This is a genomic window from Brachyspira hampsonii 30446, from assembly GCF_000316195.1.
Classification (GTDB): domain Bacteria; phylum Spirochaetota; class Brachyspiria; order Brachyspirales; family Brachyspiraceae; genus Brachyspira; species Brachyspira hampsonii_C.
On the sequence record NZ_JH994110.1, the window covers coordinates 513,537 to 529,708 of the forward strand.

Genomic DNA, 16,172 nt, shown 5'->3' on the forward strand with positions numbered 1-16,172 from the left:
GAAAGGTGGTAAAATTAAGATTAAAACGTATAGGTCGCAAACATGAGCCTCATTATCGTATAGTGGCTGCAGATGCTCGTTTCCCACGCGATGGTCGTTTTATTGAAGAGCTAGGTTGGTTTAACCCTAAAGCTAAAGATGTATTATATAAGTTGAATGTAGAAAGCTTAAAAAAATGGCTTTCTAATGGTGCACAGCCAACTTATGTGGTAAAAAGCATTCTTGTTAAAGAAGGCTTGATGGAAAAAGATAAAGGTGCTCCGCTTGAAAGAAAGAAAAAAAGAGCATTGAAAAATCCTGAAAAAAGACGCAAACATCGTAAACAAGCTAAGCCTGAATCTGCTGAGGAGAAAAGCGAAGCTTAATTTACGTCTTATAATATATAAAGGAGTGTGCTATGACGGAAGAAAAAGAGCTTATTGAGTATTTGGCTAAAAAATTAGTGGATGAGCCTGAAGGTGTAAGTGTGAAGGTTATTGAGGGTGAGAAGAGTACGATTCTGGAATTGAAAGTGAACCAAAACGATATAGGTAAAATTATAGGTAAAAGAGGTCGTATTGCTCATGCATTGCGTACTATTCTTTTTGCAGCTTCCATGAAAAGTGGTAAACGTGTAATGCTTGAGATTATTGACAATTGATTTTTTTTTATGGCAAAATCACAGGTTTACATGGTTTAAAAGGAGAGGTAGAAATTGCTTTTTCTGATAAGAGTTATTTTACCTCTCTTCCTATTTTAAATAAAGATACACCTGTTATAATTGATAATCAGACATTTACCCTATTAAATGTTAAAAAGAAAAATAAATCTTTTGTGTTCCTATTAAAAGATATCAATACTATAGAAGAGGCTAAAAAATTAATAGGGCTTGATATATTTGTAGATTCTTCATATTTGCCTCAATTAGATGATGATACTTTTTATGAGGCTGAATTAATAGGATATAAAATCATAGATAATGACGATAATATTTATGGTGAAATAACAGATGTATACAGTCTTCCTTCAAATTATGTATTTGAAATAAAACTAGCTGAAAACGGAAATATAGTCTCTATTCCTTTTGTTCATGCATATTTCGGAAAAGCTGATAAGGCTAATAAATCAATACAAATCATTCAAAAGCCGATATTTGATGATGATTAGTATAAAAAAATAATTTTTTACCTTTGATTATATTACCAAGTTATTAAACTTGAATAAAATTAAAGGATATAAAAATGAAACAAATTATAACAATATTTATGGTTTTAATGTCTGTTTTAATAATATCATGCGGACAAAAAACTTCTGATACTTCTGAAAATGTATCAACAAATACAGCTAATCATTCATCGCATTCTATGAGTAATATGCATAGTAAAGGCTCTGAGATTATAGACTTAATGCATGCCCCTATGATGGAACAGCCTTTTGAAAAAACTCAGAATATTGATGCTGACTTTTTAGTAAACATGATACCTCACCATCAAGGAGCTATTCTTTCTTCAAAAAAATTATTAGAAACAACAACTAATGATGCTTTAATAACTTTGGCTAATAATATAATAGCAGAACAAGAAAAAGAAGTAGCAGAGTTTACAGCTTTAGTTACTGAATTAAAAAATAAAAATACAAGCTACGCAGATATAGACACTCAGGCTTTAGGAAATGAAATGGAGACAATTATGAATAATATGATGAAAGATATGTCTTCCATTGAAGTTACTGGAGATAATGATATTGATTTTTTAAAAGGTATGATACCTCATCATCAGGCGGCTATTGATGTATCAAAGAAGATACTAGAATATACTAAAGATGATAAAATAAAAGAAATTGCAAATAGGATAATAGCGGCACAAGAAAAAGAAATAAATGATATGAATAATATGTTAAATAATTATTAATCTTTACTTTTTTATAATAGGGGGTAATTTAATACCTCCTATTTTTTACTTTTAAGCTTTAGAATTGACAAATTGATTAATTCTAGTATAATCTATATACTTAAATTATGGTAATGTATTATGGCTAGTAAAAAGGATAAAAAATCAGGAAGCAATGCTATTTCATCTGGGGAGATAGTAAAAAATAAAAAGGCTCTATTCAATTACGAGCTTATAGAGAAATTTGAGGCGGGCATTGTTTTGCTTGGTACAGAAGTAAAATCTCTTAGAGAAAGAAGTGTTAATATGGCTGACAGTTATGCTTCTTTTAAAAAAAATGGAGAGCTTTTTATAGTTAATATGCATATATCGCCTTACCATTTCGGAAATAGAAATAATCATGAACCTTTAAGAGAAAGAAAACTATTGATGAAAAAAAGAGAATTAAGAAGATTATACGGAAAAATAAAGGAACAAGGACTTACTTTAATTCCGGTTAGATTATATTTCTCAAGAGGAAAAGTTAAAGTGGAATTAGCTTTGGCAAGAGGTAAAAAGCTTCATGATAAAAGAGAGACTCTAAAGAGAAAAACTTTAGATAGAGAAATGGAAAGATATATAAAAAGATAAAATAATTTTTATTCATAAGATAAAGAATTTCTTATATAAAATTCTATTTTAGTAATATTATCTGATACTTCTTTAATATTTATTTTTTTATCTTTTTCTGTTTTATATTTTTTTAATGAATCTATAAATTCCATTAGTAAATTTTTCATATTTTCCATAGAAATTTTTTCAAATTTTTTTGCCAAAACTTCTATTTTTTCTATAGTGCTGTAATCTATATTGTTTATGCCGCTGAAAACTATATCAGATAAAAGCAGTTCTAAATCTCTTAATAAATCAAAAATCATATATATATATTTACCTATTGTTATCTTTTATTTTCAATAAATTAAGCCTATATAGACATGGTATATCTTTTTTTACTATAAAAATATAAAGAATAGAAGATACAAACATTCCTATCAAAGCCGTTATTAAAGATAAGTTACTCATAACAAATACAGTTTGATATAATATTAATATACATATAGGTATATATATTCCTCCTGCTAAGGCAGTAAGTATTAAAAAGAAAAAGAATACAAATATAGGATTCCCCATAACTGCATTGTTAAATATATATTCACTGCCAATATGAATAGCGAATGTTTCAAGATATAAGTATATCGTTGAAATACAAGCAAGAATAAAAAACGCTATTGCATATATTTTTTCTCTTTTCATTAAAAATCCAGCTATAAAAAATACTATAAGTATAACAGAAAAAATATAGCTGTCTAAAAGCAGAAAACAAGCTGATATCAATAATTCTGTCAATATTATCAATATCATAAGTGTAAAATTCTTTTTAATAGAGGCAAATCCGAAAAAAGTATATATTATAATTTTTGATTTACTATTTCTATATTCTTCATATATATGCTTAAAGTAGCTTATAAAGATTAATGCTATAGATACCAAAAACAGAGATGGAAATAAGGTTGATGTTATTAATATTGAACTTTTAATATTTAAATCATCAGTATCTCCGATTAATAATTTTGAAGATATTCTATTTTCTTTTTTTATATTTACATAAGCATATTCTTCATAGGATATATTAGTATTTCCTGTTGAACCTACATAAAGTATATGCATAAGTACAATACCATTTCCAGGATTTTTTAAATTTAATTTAGCTTTTGCTATTCCATTTTCATCTGTAGGTACAACATATATATTAGTATACATATTAACAGCTTCATTTGTATCTAATTGAATATCTGCATTTTCATCTATTTCTTTTAAAAGTATTTCTTCTTTTTGATCCTCATCTATTTCAAAATCAAACATATCAGGGTTCAATGATGTGAATCTAACTAATCTATTAACAAGAGGAAATCCTCTCCTTTCAAGCATTATAGATATTTCATTTTGTGTATTTGTTTTATCTGATTCATTAGTTTCATTTGATTCACTATATATGATAAAATTATTTTCTTTTTCATAAGTAAATTTATATTCAGGATCTTTATTAGTTGTATTATTTTGAGCATACACTATATTTAATATTGCAAGAAATATTATTAAATATTTTAGCATTTATAAAAATCTCCTGACAAAGAAATGAAATTAATGATTGTTATTAATTATCGAACAAATTAATAAAATTAAATAATATAAATTTTATATTATTTAACCTTATTAATTCTTTATGATACGAAAAAGTTTTATTAACAATATTAATAACTGCTGAAAATAATAATTGTAAAAAAAGAACACCATCTTTTTTAAAGATTAGTGTTCTTTATTTTTTATTTGTATAGCTATTAATTATTTTATAAGAGCAACTATCTCTTCATTTTTTACTATCAAATATTCAGTGTCGCCTTCTTTTATTTGGATACCAGCATATTTATCATATATAACTATATCGCCTTTTTTTACTTTTATATCTTCGCTGTCGCCTACTTCTATAACTTCTGCTTTCTGAGTTTTTTCTTTAGCTGTATCTGGAAGAAGTATTCCGCTTGAAGTTTTTTCTTCTTGTTCTAATACTTTTAGAAGTACTCTATCTGCTAATGGTTTAATAGATGACATATTTTATATCTCCTTAAAATGTATTTATTTCGATAATTTTTTTTAATAATTTTTGCTATATTCTATAATAAAAAATATTAAAAGTCAATAACTTATAAAGAGCAATATTATTTAGTATTGTATAACAACATTAATAGGGTATTTATCTATTTCTTTTCTTCCGTTTAACTCTTTTAATTCTATTAAAAAAGATGAGCCTACAACTATGCCTTCTAGTTTTTCAACCATTTTTATCATAGCAAGTGCAGTGCCTCCTGTAGCGATTAAATCATCAACTATTAAAACTCTTTCACCTTTTTTAATAGCATCTTCATGCATATATAGAGTATCTGTACCGTATTCTAAGGCATATTCTTCTGAAATTGTTTTATAAGGAAGTTTTCCTTTTTTTCTTACAGGGATAAAACCGCAGTTCATTTTATAAGCTAATGCTGAACCTATTAAAAATCCTCTGCTTTCTGCTCCGACTATATAATCTATTTTCTCATTACTTATTTGTTCTGCCATTTTGTCTATTGCATATTTGAATGCATCTTTATTTTGAAGTAGAGTAGTAATATCTCTAAAAAGTATGCCTTTTTTAGGATAATCTTGAATATTTCTTATATAGTCTTTTAACTCCATGTAACACCTCATTTTAATAAAAAATAGTTATGTAAACAAGTACACAGCTTTTTATTATAATACTTTTGTTAAAAAAATCAATTAAAAATATTGCTTTTAATAAACTAATTTTAATGTATTATTATTTATATTAGGAGAAAATTATGAATTACTATATTGGTATAGATTTAGGAACTTCATCTGTAAAGACTTTAATAATGACATCTAATGGGAAAACAGCAGCATTATCTCAGAAAGATTATGATTTTGACAAACCTTACTATAATTTTGCAGAGCAGGATGTTAATGTATGGTGGGAAAGCACTGTATTTACAATAAAAGATTCTTTAAATCAATTAGTAAAAATAGATTCAAATTATAATATTAAAGGAATAGGATTTTCCGGACAAATGCATGGACTTGTGGCTTTAGATAAAAATGGAAATGTTTTGAGAAAAGCTATATTATGGTGTGATTCAAGGAGTCTTAAAGAGATTGAGTATATAAACAGTAAAATAGGTTTAGAAAATATAATGCAGATAAATCATAGTCCTATAGCTGTGGGATTTTTACTTCCTTCTTTGCTTTGGATAAAAAATAATGAGCCTCATATTTATAAAAATATTGATAAAGTAATACTTCCCAAAGATTATATAAGATATAAATTAACAAACATCATTGCATCTGATATAACAGATGCAGCTGCTACAGGAGTTTTTGATAGTAATAAATCTTGTTGGTCTGATTACATAATAGAAAAATTAGGTTTAGATAAAAATATTTTTCCTGATATTTTTTATCCTTATGAAGTATCTGGTACTATTACAGAAAAGTCAAGTAAAGAAACAGGATTAAAAAAAGGTATACAAGTTTCTTATGGAGGGGCTGATCAAGTTATGCAGGCTGTAGGAAACGGCATAATAAATACAAATACTGCATCAATTACTATAGGTACAGGCGGACAAATTTTAATGCCTATAGATAAACCTATTTATGATAAAAAGAATATGGCTTCTCATACATTCAATTTTTTATTTCCCAACACTTGGTATTATTTAGGTGCTGCTTTATCTTCCGGTTTAGCATTGAAATGGGCTAAGAATAATTTTTGCAATGCAGGTGAAACTTTCAAAGATATAGATTTAAAAGTAAAAGATATAAAAGCAGGCAGTAATGGAATAATATTTCTTCCTTATTTAGCTGGTGAGAGAACTCCTTATATGAATAGTAATGCTTCTGCTATGTTTTTAGGATTGACTTTAAGTCATGATAGATATCATATTTTAAGATCTGTTATGGAGGGAGTAGTATATTCTTTAAAAGACTGTTTTATGATTTTGACTGATGATTTAAATATGGAATGCAGTAAATTAATAGCTTCTGGAGGAGGATCTTATAGTGATGTATGGCTTCAGATTCAGGCTGATATTTTAAATAGGGAAATTTATGTTTCAAAAACTAAAGAGCAGGCTGCATTGGGGGCGGCTATAACTTCGGCTGTTGCTAATAAAGAGTATCAAAGTTATGAAGAAGCTCTAAAAAACATTATAACTTATAATGATATACCTATAACGCCGATTGATGAGAATGTGAAAATTTACTGTGAATATTATGAGATATTTAAAGAATGTTATAAAAGAAATTCTGAGTTAATGTATGCAATAAAAAATATAGCTTACTAAAATTAATCTTTAATAAATATTATATTACGCACGCAGATAAGATTATAAATATGATAAGATTATATTATAAACTAATCTCTATTTCTAAACTTTATTAATCGTGCGTTAATAGGCATAAAAAATTATTTAACACTTAGGGCGGGTGTTAAAATGACTGTTTTGATTAATGGTAAAAAATAATACAAAAATGACTGATAAGGCAGTAAATCTATATGGTGGGAAAGTGTAATTAAATTTTACAAATATATAAATATCAATGTTTATAAAATATACTGCTTTTTTATATTATTTGAGGATATTTTATATATGGCTCTATTAAGAAAAATATTTGTTATATTGACATTATTAATATTATTTTCTTTTAATCTTTTTGCTAATTTTAAGTTTGGAATTAGTCCTAGAATTGGGGCTGATATAAATATAGCTGAAACCAAAGATTATAATAGTGTATTATTAGATCCTAGATTAGATATCAATTTTCAAATAGGATATGGATTTAAATTAAATAATGTTAATTTATTAAGCGGCATAGATCTTTTGTTTGATTTTGGAATTAATGAACATATGGTATCTATAATGGATAATAATACATCTTTGATTAATAGGGTAACAGCTTTTGGAATATATACAGGAGCAGCTTTGAAATTTGATTTAACTAAAAATAATCAGCATCTTCTTGTAGGAATAGCTTTAGGTGTGCAGTTTAATCCTTTATTAGATGCAAATTATAAATCAGTACCAATATCTCCTTATGTAAGATTATCATTTGAAAGAAAATTCTTTGAAACAGAAAAAACAGATTTTATTGCCGGTGTACATTTATCTTATGAGAATATGATTTTTAATGCTAATGATATGAATAATTTATTTTCTTCTCATAATGTGAGGCAATATCATTCTGTAGGTTTGATGCTGAGCTTTGGATTTTTCTTTGAGAATAGATAAAACTTATACAAAATGATAACATCTAAACGAATTTCTATTTTATCATATATTTTTTAATTTAGCTTATATATAGCAATAATTAAAAATTAATAAAATTAAGAATTTATTTACATATCCCGCCCTTTATTCCTTTTTATTTAATTTAGAATTTTTAACTTTCATCATATATTTATAGCTTATTTAGAAATTTTAGCACCCGCCCAAGATTTTATTAGAGTAAAAAAATTGTTTAACGCACGATAAATAAAATTTTAAATATGAATTTAGCTGCAAATACAATTTTCATCATATATAAAAATCTGCTTACCGTGCGTTTGGAAATAAATAAAACTACTCTAAATATGCATTAAAAAATCTGTATAATCCTTGAGAATCATATTCTACATTTTTTAGTTTAGGTGAAACAAGCAAGGCTTCAGAATAAAAATATATCGGTACTATTGAATTGTCATTCATAAAAATATTCTCTGCTAAATGAAGTGCATGCATTCTTATATTATTATTTTTATTTGTTGAGGCTATGTCAATGTAATCATCAAAAGCCTTATTGGAATAAGAGCCGTAATTGTTCGGAGCATCGCTTTTAAAAATGTTTAAAAAGTTTATAGGATCATTATAATCAGCATACCATAAATAAACAGCTAAATCAAAATTTCTATCATACATATTTTGAAGATAAGAAGCCCATTCATGCTTGACTATCCTTACATCAATATTTAAATTTTCTTTAAGCATAGTTTGAACAGCATCTGCAATATTTATATCAAACTCCCTTGTCGCTATTAATAAATCAATAACAGGGAAATTTTTACCATTTTGATATCCAGCCTGCGATAATAATTTTTTAGCCTCTTCTAAATTTTTCTGATAGTTGGAAGATATTATATGCTCTCCTCCTTTTTCTCTAAAGTCTCCGTTTATGTCATTAATACCATAAGGAACTAAACTTCCAGCAGGACGCTCTCCGCACTTTGTTATTGATTTTACTATATAATCTCTGTCTATAGCCAAAGATAATGCTAGCCTTACTCTATTATCTTTTAAAGCTTCTTTATTGTTTAGATTAAATCTATAATAGTATGAGGCAGCAACTGGTACTATATGAACTACTCCTTTTTTCTTTAGAGCTTCTATATCATTTCTTGGAAAAGGCTTAGCAAAATGAATAGAACCATTAAGAATTCCTGCAAGCGAAGTATTAGGCTCTTCCATCAAAAGAAAAGTTAATTTATTAGGCTTTATATTTTCATTATTCCAATAATTAGTATTTCTCTCTAGTATTATGCTTTTATCAAAGTTTCTCTCTGTCATCTTAAAAGCACCATTACCAATATAGCTTTCAGGTTTTAATGTCCATTCATCGCCGTATTTATTTATTATATCTTCACGCACTGGATAAAAAGGAGGATAAGCAGCAAGCTCTAAAAAGTATGCAGTGGGGCTGTTTAATTCTACTTCAAATGTATAGTCATCTACCACCCTAACACCAAGCTCTTCTATAGCTTTTTCACCGCTTATTACTTCTTTAGCATTCTTTATCACTTCAAAATAATAGCTGTATTTATTAGCAGTTTTCGGATCAACTGCACGCCTCCAAGTATATACAAAATCTTTTGCCGTAACACTTTTTCCATCGCTCCATTTTGCATTGGTTCTTATATGAAAAGTATAAATATTTCCTTCTCTGTTAATATCCCAGCTTTCTGCTGCTCCGCCTATTATTTTATTGTCTGCATCTTTTTTTGTAAGCCCCTCAAAAGCATGAAGAATGTATATCATAGTAAGATTATCAGTATTTAAAGTGGGGTCAACAGTTAAAGGCTCAGGAGCTAGATTTATCACTATATCATTGTTTGTATTAATTTCTTTTTTTGAAACTTTTGAACATGATATTATTGAAAGTATTAGTAAATTGAAAGTAATTATTTTTTTAAGCATATATTTTCCTTTTAAAGTTTTAAAGTTAAAATTTTTTATAAAAGACATAATTATACCTTGGACAATAGACTTGTTTCAAAACTATTTATAGTTGCTGTGACTAGCTCTGCAAAGCACATCCACACTTATTTTTTCGACCGAAGTAAGTACCGTTAGGTATGGTGTGGGCTGGAAAAAGTTGAATAAAAAAATTGACAAACTTAAAAATTTGCAGTATATAATCTAAATTTAGCCTAAAAATGCAGTTCTTTTGGTTCTCGCCGAAGGCGGGCTGTGCCTTATACCACGCCACAGGCGGACAGACGTCATAAAAGAACTGGGGTGTGGGGCAAAGCCCCACAAATATCAAAATTTAAAAAATTAATTTTTTGACAAACTGTATTTGTTTAGGTATATACTACGAGGTTAAATAAAATTGTATTTTTTAACCTAAAATATCACTTATAGATTTTACACACAAGTCAACAGCCTTATCTATCTCTTCTTCATTAATTATAAGAGGCGGATTAAAATATATAACATTACCCAAAGGTCTTAATAATAATCCTCTCTGAAGTGCTTTTTTATATATTTGATAACCCATTCTAAGTTTAGTGTCAAAACCTTCTTTTGTGTTTTTATCAATAACTAATTCCATAGCATTAATAAGTCCTATATTTCTAATCTCTCCTATATTTGGGTGATTTAATAATTTTTCTTTTAATTTATTATTTAAATATTTTGCCATTATTTGAGCCTTATTTAGAATATCGTCTTCTCTTAAAACTTTTTGTACAGCCAAAGCAGCAGAACAGCCGAGAGGATTTCCGCTGTAGGTATGACTATGCATAAAAGCCTTACCTTCATTATAGTCAGCATAAAAGGCATTGTATATTTTATCTGTAGTTATTGTTATAGCCATAGGCATGTAGCCTCCAGTTAAACCTTTTGAAACGCACATTATATCAGGGCTTATATTAGCATGATCGCATGCAAACATCTTTCCAGTGCGTCCGAAATTGGTTGCTATTTCATCAGCTATGAATAAAACATTATATTTATCACAAAGCTCTCTTAACTTTTTTAAATAAAGCGGAGGATATATTCTCATACCAGCAGAAGCCTGAAGCAAAGGCTCTATTATAACAGCACAAGTTTCATCAGCATATTTCTCAAACTTTTTCTGAGCATCTAAAAAACATTCGCATTTGCAATTTTCTCTGTTTTGATTATATTTGCATCTATAACAGTCTGGTACTTCTATATGAATAGTTTCCATAAGCATAGGTTTGTATATTTTGGCATATAAGTCCAAACTTCCAACGGATAATGCACCTATAGTTTCGCCATGATAACCGTCAGTAAAACACATAAACTTTATTTTTTTAGTATTGCCTATTTGATGATGATACTGAAAAGCCATTTTTAAGGCAGCTTCTACTGATGATGAGCCGTTATCTGAAAAATTAAATTTAGTAAGCCCTTTAGGAAGTATTTTTACAAGCTCTTCGCATAGTTTAATAGCTCCTTCATGTGAGAAGTTTGCAAATATTACATGTTCTAATTTATCAAGCTGCGATTTTATAGAAGCATTTATTTTTTCATTGCAATGCCCAAGTAAATTGCACCACCAAGAACTTACAATATCAATATACTCTTTTCCGTTTTTATCGTAAAGATATATTCCTTTTCCTCTGTCTATTATTATAGGAGGAAGCTCCTCATAATCTTTCATCTGTGAACAAGGATGCCAAATATATTTTAAATCCTTTTCTTCTAATGTCATAATGATTCCTTTATATGAAGTATATAAAAATCGAAGTTAAAAATATTATTCAAAAATATTTTCTATATTTATATCATCTAATTTTAAGATACCTTCTATAACAAAGCCTATAATTTTTACTCCCGTAATATCCTCTATCATTTTTTTATTATCATCATGCATTTCATTTGTTATTTCAAACCTATTTAATATCACACCATTAATTTTTAATTTTTTACTTCTCATATATTCTATAGTTAAGACAGTAGAATTAATTGTACCAAGTCCTGCATCGGCTACTATTAAAGACGGCAAGTCAAGTTCTTTTATAATATCTTCTAAAAAAATTTTTTTATTATTATCATATCTAATAGGACATATTATACCGCCGCTTCCTTCTACTATCATATAATCATGTACTTTATCTATATTTTTATAAGCATTTTTTATAAACTCCATATTGGGAGGATTCCCCTCAATTTGTGCTGCCAAATGAGGGGAATAGGCATGCTTATAAGTGTATGATACCATTTCATCATAAGAATCTTTTAAATCTGCTTTTTGTTTTACATACCAAGCATCGCTGTCTGTTATATCATCACTTCCGCTTAATGCTGCTTTATAATAACCTATATCAAATCCTTTATCTTTCATGTTTTTAGCGATTAAGGCTGATACATAAGTTTTACCTATATCAGTACCAGTGGCAGTTATAAAAAGTGCTTTAGCCATATTAATAAAATCCTAAATAAAAAATTTAATCTTCTGTTAAAATAATTTTATATCCCAAATCTTCGGCCATTTTTTTATCTGTTTCTATTGAAATGCCGGAAGTTGTGAGCATATCTCCTGTTATGGCAGCATTAGCCCCAGACAAAAAGCATGATCTTCCTTTGTCTTCTAAAAGCCCTCTTCCTCCTGCAAGTCTTATAAATGCCTTAGGATTGATAAATCTGTATACTGCTGTTATTCTTCTCATATCTTCTAAAGTAAGAGGAGTTATATCTTCAAAAGGAGTGCTTGCTATAGGATTAAGCATATTAACAGGAATAGACATTATTCCTAAATCTCTCAATTCTAAAGCCATATCAATTCTGTCCTCCCAACTCTCTCCCATACCCATAATGCCTCCGCTGCATACAACCATTCCAGCTTTTTGTGCAGCCTTTATTGCTTTTATCTTATCATCATAAGTGTGGGTAGTACATACATTGGCAAAGAAGTTTCTTGAGGCTTCCAAATTATTATGCACTCTTCTAAGTCCAGCTTCTTTCATCTTTTTAAACCCTTCTTCATCTAAAAGCCCCAAAGATGCACATACATATCCGTCGGTTTCTTTATTAAGAGTTTCTATTGCATCATATACTTTATCTACTTCTTTACCGTATAATGCTCTTCCTGATGTTACTATAGAGTATCTTAAAACGCCTTTATCAAAATCGCTTTTGCCCTGCTCTAATATTTTTTCTCTATCTAAAATATCATACTCTTCGCATTTAGTATCATAATGAGATGACTGTGCACAGAACTTACAATTCTCAGAACATTTTCCGCTTTTGGCATTTATTATAGAACACATATCAAATACATTAGAACAGAAATGCTTTCTTATATCATCAGCTGCTTTGCATAAATCTTCTAAAGGCGAATCTATTAATTTTAAAGCCTCTTCTTTTGTTATGTTATATCCATTAAATATTTTATCTCTTAACTCTTCTATATTTATTGATTTTTTTATTACTGTTTCAATATTATTCATTTTTTATAAACTCCATAATTTTAAGATATTTTATAATTTACACTTCCAGATGTAAGCCTGTCAATTTCACCATTTTTTAATTCTACTATCAAAGCAAAAGTTTTATCTATATCTAAAACTTTAACTATATTCTCTTTTCCATTTATATCTACAGATACTTTTTTCCCTATTAAAAAAGAGCGTTTTTTATATTCTTCATAGAAATTAATATCATTAAAATAATATTCATATAGATTTTCTAATATTTTCGCTATTAAAATATTTCTTATATCAGAATTATTTTTTAAATTATCATTATTAATAGATGCAGCTATATTATCAAGCTCTTTTGGAAATCCTTTCTTTGGGAAATTAACATTTATGCCAATTCCTATAACTGCATAATCAAGTTTTCCGTCTTCAAAGCTGAAAGATCCTTCTGTAAGTATGCCGCATACTTTTTTATTATTAATAAAAATATCATTTACCCATTTTATTTGCGTACTTTCATTTGTAACTTCTTCTATTGATTTTGACACCGCCATAGCTGCAGCAGTAGTTATAAAAGAACTGTTAAAAATCTTTTTCTCTTTTTTAAGATTAAGTATTATACTCATATATATGCCTGTACCATAGGGCGAGAAAAAAAACTTGCCGTTTCGCCCGTATCCGCTTGTCTGCTCTTCTGCAATTATTACAGTACCGCTTTCAGCTCCTTTTATTGCCATTGCTCTTGCTATAGTGTTTGTTGATTCTACGGTTTTGTATATCAAGAAGCTGAATTTATCACTATATTTAGGCATATTATCTTTTATTATTTTTGATGATAAAATGTCAGTTTCCTTTGACAGAGCATAGCCTTTATTTGATACAGAAAGAATATCGTATCCTTCATTTTTTAAGGATTTTACCGCTTTCCATATCGCTGTTCTGCTCACATTCAAATCATTTGCTAATTTCTCTCCAGATATGAAAAGCCCTTTATTTGACTCTAGTATTGATATTATATTTTCTTTTAAATTTTTTCTCATAATGCAGAATGATAACATAATAAATATAATTGTCAACTTTAAAATTTAAAAAGGTTTACAATTATGATTTAAATTGTATAGAGTATAAACAGTCAGTTTTAATTTTAGTATATATTGTATAATAGGAGTACATACTGTAAAATTTGAATGTATTAATATTGTACATATTTAATAATTTAGATTCTATATATAGGGCTTTAATAGCAGATAGTGTATTATAAATATACATAGATATAAAAATAATTGGCATATTTATTGCATATATAATAGTGTAAGCGATAATGACTCGGTGAGAGTTAAAACAAATGATAGTTAATCGCTGATTAAATTAGAAAAATATAAAAGTTTATATAAAAGGAGTTTTAATTATGACTAAAAGATTATTTTTTCCAGCTTTACATTCTATGTTAGATGATTTTAGAAGTTTTGATGAGGCATTTGGCAATTTATACAGCAATGATGAGGTGAGAAAATTATCTCATTACAATATAGAAGAAGATGATAAGAGCTATACTATAGAGATGGATATGCCGGGTGTGAGAAAAGAAGATTTAGAAATAGGTATAAAAGAAAATGTACTTTCTATATATGCTGAACGCAAAAAAGTAAGTAAAGAAAAACTTGAAAATAGTGAAAATAAAGAGGAAAATGACAGCGGCAATGAAGTAATAGTTTCTAAATATGAACAGAGCTTTAATATCAGCACAAAAGGAATTGATGTTGAGAATATAGAAGCTAATTTGACAGACGGGGTTTTAAAAATAGTTCTTCCTAAAAAAGAGGAAGTAAAATATGAGAAAAAAATAAATATAGGCTAATTATTTTATCGTTAATTAAATTATAGAGGTTTATGAAAAATTGTTAAAAATTAAAATATAAGAGAATAGTTAATATAAATTAAGGAGTTTTAATATGTCAAGAAGAATATTTGTACCAACATTACATTCAATTTTTTCAAATGCTAACAGATGCAATTCTTTAGGAAACTGCGGAGCTTATAGCGATTATCATAATAGAGTATCAAACTATAGAATAGAGGAAGATGATAAAAATTATATTATAGAGATGGATATGCCTGGAGTAAAAAAAGAGGATTTAGAAATAGGAATAAAAGAGAATATACTTTCTATTTCGGCTAAGAGGAAAAAAGCAGTAAAAACAGAAAACGGTGAATCAAAAGAGGAAGTTATTTCAAGCTATGAGCAAAGCTTTAATATCAGCACAAAAGGAATTGATGTTGAAAATATAGCTGCTAATTTGAATAACGGCGTTCTTATGGTAACACTTCCAAAGAAAGAAGAGCTTAAATATGAGAAAAAAATAGAGATAAAAGGAGAATAATTAAAACCTATATAAATTAAATTCATAAGATATAATCCATAATAATAGGGACACAGGGTAGATAAAAATATCCTGTGTCTTTTTTATTTGCATTGATATAAGAAAGATTTTGAATTTTTTATATATCATAGTATAATATTGTTAAGAATTAGATATTGTATTTAATAGAGGCATATTTATGAAAAATCTACCGCTTCCAAAAGGCTGGCAAGAAGTAAAACTTGGAGATATATGCAGTATAAATGTTAGTAGTCTGAAAGAAAATACTAATGAAAATTTTAAATTTAAATATATAGATTTATCAGCCGTAAAAAATGGTATTATAGATTTTCCAAATGATTATATAACTTTTAAAAATGCACCAAGCAGAGCAAGGAGAATAATAAAAATAGATGATGTTATTATGGCAACAGTAAGACCAAATTTAAAAGGATTTGCTTATATATCTTTTGACCCAGAGGAATATATATGTTCTACAGGTTTTGCAGTATTAACTTCAAAGTCTGAAATTTCTATGAAATATGTTTACCAAAATTTATATGCAAATTATATAGAAAAACAAATATTTAATATGTTAGTTGGTTCCAATTATCCTGCTTTAAATACTTCAGATATACTGAATATAAAAATATT

Annotated in this window: 19 protein-coding genes; 10 read left to right on the forward strand and 9 right to left on the reverse strand. The window is 27.7% G+C overall.

Annotation, left to right across the window (positions count from 1 at the left end):
* The first annotated feature begins 5 nt into the window (after nucleotides 1–5).
* The 5 genes from rpsP (at nucleotide 6) to smpB (ending at nucleotide 2,498) form a co-directional block, all read left to right on the forward strand.
* Complete coding sequence (rpsP, locus tag A966_RS02295) at nucleotides 6–365, forward strand: 30S ribosomal protein S16 (protein WP_008722097.1); 360 nt, start codon at nucleotides 6–8, stop codon at nucleotides 363–365.
* Between the two features lie 32 nt (nucleotides 366–397).
* A complete protein-coding gene (locus A966_RS02300) occupies nucleotides 398–640 on the forward strand; it encodes a KH domain-containing protein (RefSeq protein WP_008722099.1) in 243 nt (80 codons plus the stop codon).
* On the forward strand, nucleotides 637–1,146 hold the full coding sequence (rimM, locus tag A966_RS02305) for a ribosome maturation factor RimM (RefSeq protein ID WP_008722101.1): 510 nt from the start codon (nucleotides 637–639) through the stop codon (nucleotides 1,144–1,146). The genes A966_RS02300 and rimM overlap by 4 nt, the downstream gene beginning before the upstream one ends.
* A gap of 74 nt (nucleotides 1,147–1,220) precedes the next feature.
* On the forward strand, nucleotides 1,221–1,889 hold the full coding sequence (locus tag A966_RS02310) for a DUF305 domain-containing protein (protein ID WP_008722103.1): 669 nt from the start codon (nucleotides 1,221–1,223) through the stop codon (nucleotides 1,887–1,889).
* 120 nt (nucleotides 1,890–2,009) lie between these two features.
* Nucleotides 2,010–2,498: an SsrA-binding protein SmpB gene (smpB, locus tag A966_RS02315; RefSeq protein WP_008722105.1), complete on the forward strand. Its 489-nt coding sequence runs from the start codon at nucleotides 2,010–2,012 to the stop codon at nucleotides 2,496–2,498.
* 8 nt (nucleotides 2,499–2,506) lie between these two features.
* Here smpB and A966_RS02320 read toward each other — a convergent pair whose 3' ends face one another.
* The 4 genes from A966_RS02320 to A966_RS02335 form a co-directional block, all read right to left on the reverse strand.
* Nucleotides 2,507–2,785, reverse strand: coding sequence for a hypothetical protein (locus tag A966_RS02320; protein WP_008722107.1), 279 nt, complete (start codon nucleotides 2,783–2,785; stop codon nucleotides 2,507–2,509).
* A 10-nt stretch (nucleotides 2,786–2,795) separates the two neighbouring features.
* Nucleotides 2,796–4,019 (reverse strand): hypothetical protein, encoded by a 1,224-nt coding sequence (locus tag A966_RS02325; protein ID WP_008722109.1) that lies wholly within the window; start codon nucleotides 4,017–4,019, stop codon nucleotides 2,796–2,798.
* Nucleotides 4,020–4,250: 231 nt separating this feature from the next.
* Nucleotides 4,251–4,517 (reverse strand): co-chaperone GroES, encoded by a 267-nt coding sequence (locus A966_RS02330; RefSeq protein WP_008722116.1) that lies wholly within the window; start codon nucleotides 4,515–4,517, stop codon nucleotides 4,251–4,253.
* A 111-nt stretch (nucleotides 4,518–4,628) separates the two neighbouring features.
* Nucleotides 4,629–5,141 (reverse strand): adenine phosphoribosyltransferase, encoded by a 513-nt coding sequence (locus A966_RS02335; protein WP_008722119.1) that lies wholly within the window; start codon nucleotides 5,139–5,141, stop codon nucleotides 4,629–4,631.
* Between the two features lie 143 nt (nucleotides 5,142–5,284).
* Here A966_RS02335 and xylB point away from each other — a divergent pair, with 143 nt between their 5' ends.
* On the forward strand, nucleotides 5,285–6,802 hold the full coding sequence (xylB, locus tag A966_RS02340) for a xylulokinase (RefSeq protein WP_008722121.1): 1,518 nt from the start codon (nucleotides 5,285–5,287) through the stop codon (nucleotides 6,800–6,802).
* Between the two features lie 306 nt (nucleotides 6,803–7,108).
* Nucleotides 7,109–7,747: a hypothetical protein gene (locus tag A966_RS02345; RefSeq protein ID WP_008722123.1), complete on the forward strand. Its 639-nt coding sequence runs from the start codon at nucleotides 7,109–7,111 to the stop codon at nucleotides 7,745–7,747.
* Between the two features lie 330 nt (nucleotides 7,748–8,077).
* On the opposite strand, the gene A966_RS02350 is transcribed toward A966_RS02345, so the two are convergent.
* The 5 genes from A966_RS02350 to A966_RS02370 all read right to left on the reverse strand — a co-directional run bounded on the left by A966_RS02350 (nucleotide 8,078) and on the right by A966_RS02370 (nucleotide 14,198).
* A complete protein-coding gene (locus A966_RS02350) occupies nucleotides 8,078–9,685 on the reverse strand; it encodes a peptide ABC transporter substrate-binding protein (protein ID WP_039955501.1) in 1,608 nt (535 codons plus the stop codon).
* Nucleotides 9,686–10,109: 424 nt separating this feature from the next.
* On the reverse strand, nucleotides 10,110–11,450 hold the full coding sequence (bioA, locus tag A966_RS02355; RefSeq protein WP_008722127.1) for an adenosylmethionine--8-amino-7-oxononanoate transaminase: 1,341 nt from the start codon (nucleotides 11,448–11,450) through the stop codon (nucleotides 10,110–10,112).
* A 45-nt stretch (nucleotides 11,451–11,495) separates the two neighbouring features.
* Nucleotides 11,496–12,161, reverse strand: coding sequence for a dethiobiotin synthase (gene bioD / locus A966_RS02360; protein WP_008722129.1), 666 nt, complete (start codon nucleotides 12,159–12,161; stop codon nucleotides 11,496–11,498).
* A gap of 25 nt (nucleotides 12,162–12,186) precedes the next feature.
* Nucleotides 12,187–13,188 (reverse strand): biotin synthase BioB, encoded by a 1,002-nt coding sequence (bioB, locus tag A966_RS02365; RefSeq protein WP_008722131.1) that lies wholly within the window; start codon nucleotides 13,186–13,188, stop codon nucleotides 12,187–12,189.
* Nucleotides 13,189–13,208: 20 nt separating this feature from the next.
* Nucleotides 13,209–14,198 (reverse strand): biotin--[acetyl-CoA-carboxylase] ligase, encoded by a 990-nt coding sequence (locus A966_RS02370; protein WP_039955426.1) that lies wholly within the window; start codon nucleotides 14,196–14,198, stop codon nucleotides 13,209–13,211.
* Nucleotides 14,199–14,566: 368 nt separating this feature from the next.
* On the opposite strand from A966_RS02370, the gene A966_RS02375 reads away from it, so the two are divergent.
* The 3 genes from A966_RS02375 to A966_RS02385 all read left to right on the forward strand — a co-directional run.
* Complete coding sequence (locus tag A966_RS02375) at nucleotides 14,567–15,016, forward strand: Hsp20/alpha crystallin family protein (protein ID WP_008722136.1); 450 nt, start codon at nucleotides 14,567–14,569, stop codon at nucleotides 15,014–15,016.
* 94 nt (nucleotides 15,017–15,110) lie between these two features.
* A complete protein-coding gene (locus A966_RS02380; RefSeq protein WP_008722139.1) occupies nucleotides 15,111–15,539 on the forward strand; it encodes an Hsp20/alpha crystallin family protein in 429 nt (142 codons plus the stop codon).
* A gap of 178 nt (nucleotides 15,540–15,717) precedes the next feature.
* The coding region (locus tag A966_RS02385) for a restriction endonuclease subunit S (RefSeq protein ID WP_008722140.1) at nucleotides 15,718–16,172 on the forward strand (455 nt) is incomplete at its 3' end.

What these genes read in the sequence shown, in the direction of transcription:
- bioB (WP_008722131.1), bottom strand. Translation starts at nt 13,188, where the DNA reads ATGAATAATATTGAAACAGTAATAAAAAAATCAATAAATATAGAAGAG.
- A966_RS02345 (WP_008722123.1), top strand. Translation starts at nt 7,109, where the DNA reads ATGGCTCTATTAAGAAAAATATTTGTTATATTGACATTATTAATATTA.
- bioD (WP_008722129.1), bottom strand. Translation starts at nt 12,161, where the DNA reads ATGGCTAAAGCACTTTTTATAACTGCCACTGGTACTGATATAGGTAAA.
- A966_RS02375 (WP_008722136.1), top strand. Translation starts at nt 14,567, where the DNA reads ATGACTAAAAGATTATTTTTTCCAGCTTTACATTCTATGTTAGATGAT.
- A966_RS02370 (WP_039955426.1), bottom strand. Translation starts at nt 14,198, where the DNA reads ATGAGAAAAAATTTAAAAGAAAATATAATATCAATACTAGAGTCAAAT.
- xylB (WP_008722121.1), top strand. Translation starts at nt 5,285, where the DNA reads ATGAATTACTATATTGGTATAGATTTAGGAACTTCATCTGTAAAGACT.
- smpB (WP_008722105.1), top strand. Translation starts at nt 2,010, where the DNA reads ATGGCTAGTAAAAAGGATAAAAAATCAGGAAGCAATGCTATTTCATCT.
- bioA (WP_008722127.1), bottom strand. Translation starts at nt 11,450, where the DNA reads ATGACATTAGAAGAAAAGGATTTAAAATATATTTGGCATCCTTGTTCA.
- A966_RS02300 (WP_008722099.1), top strand. Translation starts at nt 398, where the DNA reads ATGACGGAAGAAAAAGAGCTTATTGAGTATTTGGCTAAAAAATTAGTG.
- A966_RS02325 (WP_008722109.1), bottom strand. Translation starts at nt 4,019, where the DNA reads ATGCTAAAATATTTAATAATATTTCTTGCAATATTAAATATAGTGTAT.
- A966_RS02350 (WP_039955501.1), bottom strand. Translation starts at nt 9,685, where the DNA reads ATGCTTAAAAAAATAATTACTTTCAATTTACTAATACTTTCAATAATA.
- A966_RS02330 (WP_008722116.1), bottom strand. Translation starts at nt 4,517, where the DNA reads ATGTCATCTATTAAACCATTAGCAGATAGAGTACTTCTAAAAGTATTA.
- A966_RS02335 (WP_008722119.1), bottom strand. Translation starts at nt 5,141, where the DNA reads ATGGAGTTAAAAGACTATATAAGAAATATTCAAGATTATCCTAAAAAA.
- A966_RS02310 (WP_008722103.1), top strand. Translation starts at nt 1,221, where the DNA reads ATGAAACAAATTATAACAATATTTATGGTTTTAATGTCTGTTTTAATA.
- A966_RS02380 (WP_008722139.1), top strand. Translation starts at nt 15,111, where the DNA reads ATGTCAAGAAGAATATTTGTACCAACATTACATTCAATTTTTTCAAAT.
- A966_RS02320 (WP_008722107.1), bottom strand. Translation starts at nt 2,785, where the DNA reads ATGATTTTTGATTTATTAAGAGATTTAGAACTGCTTTTATCTGATATA.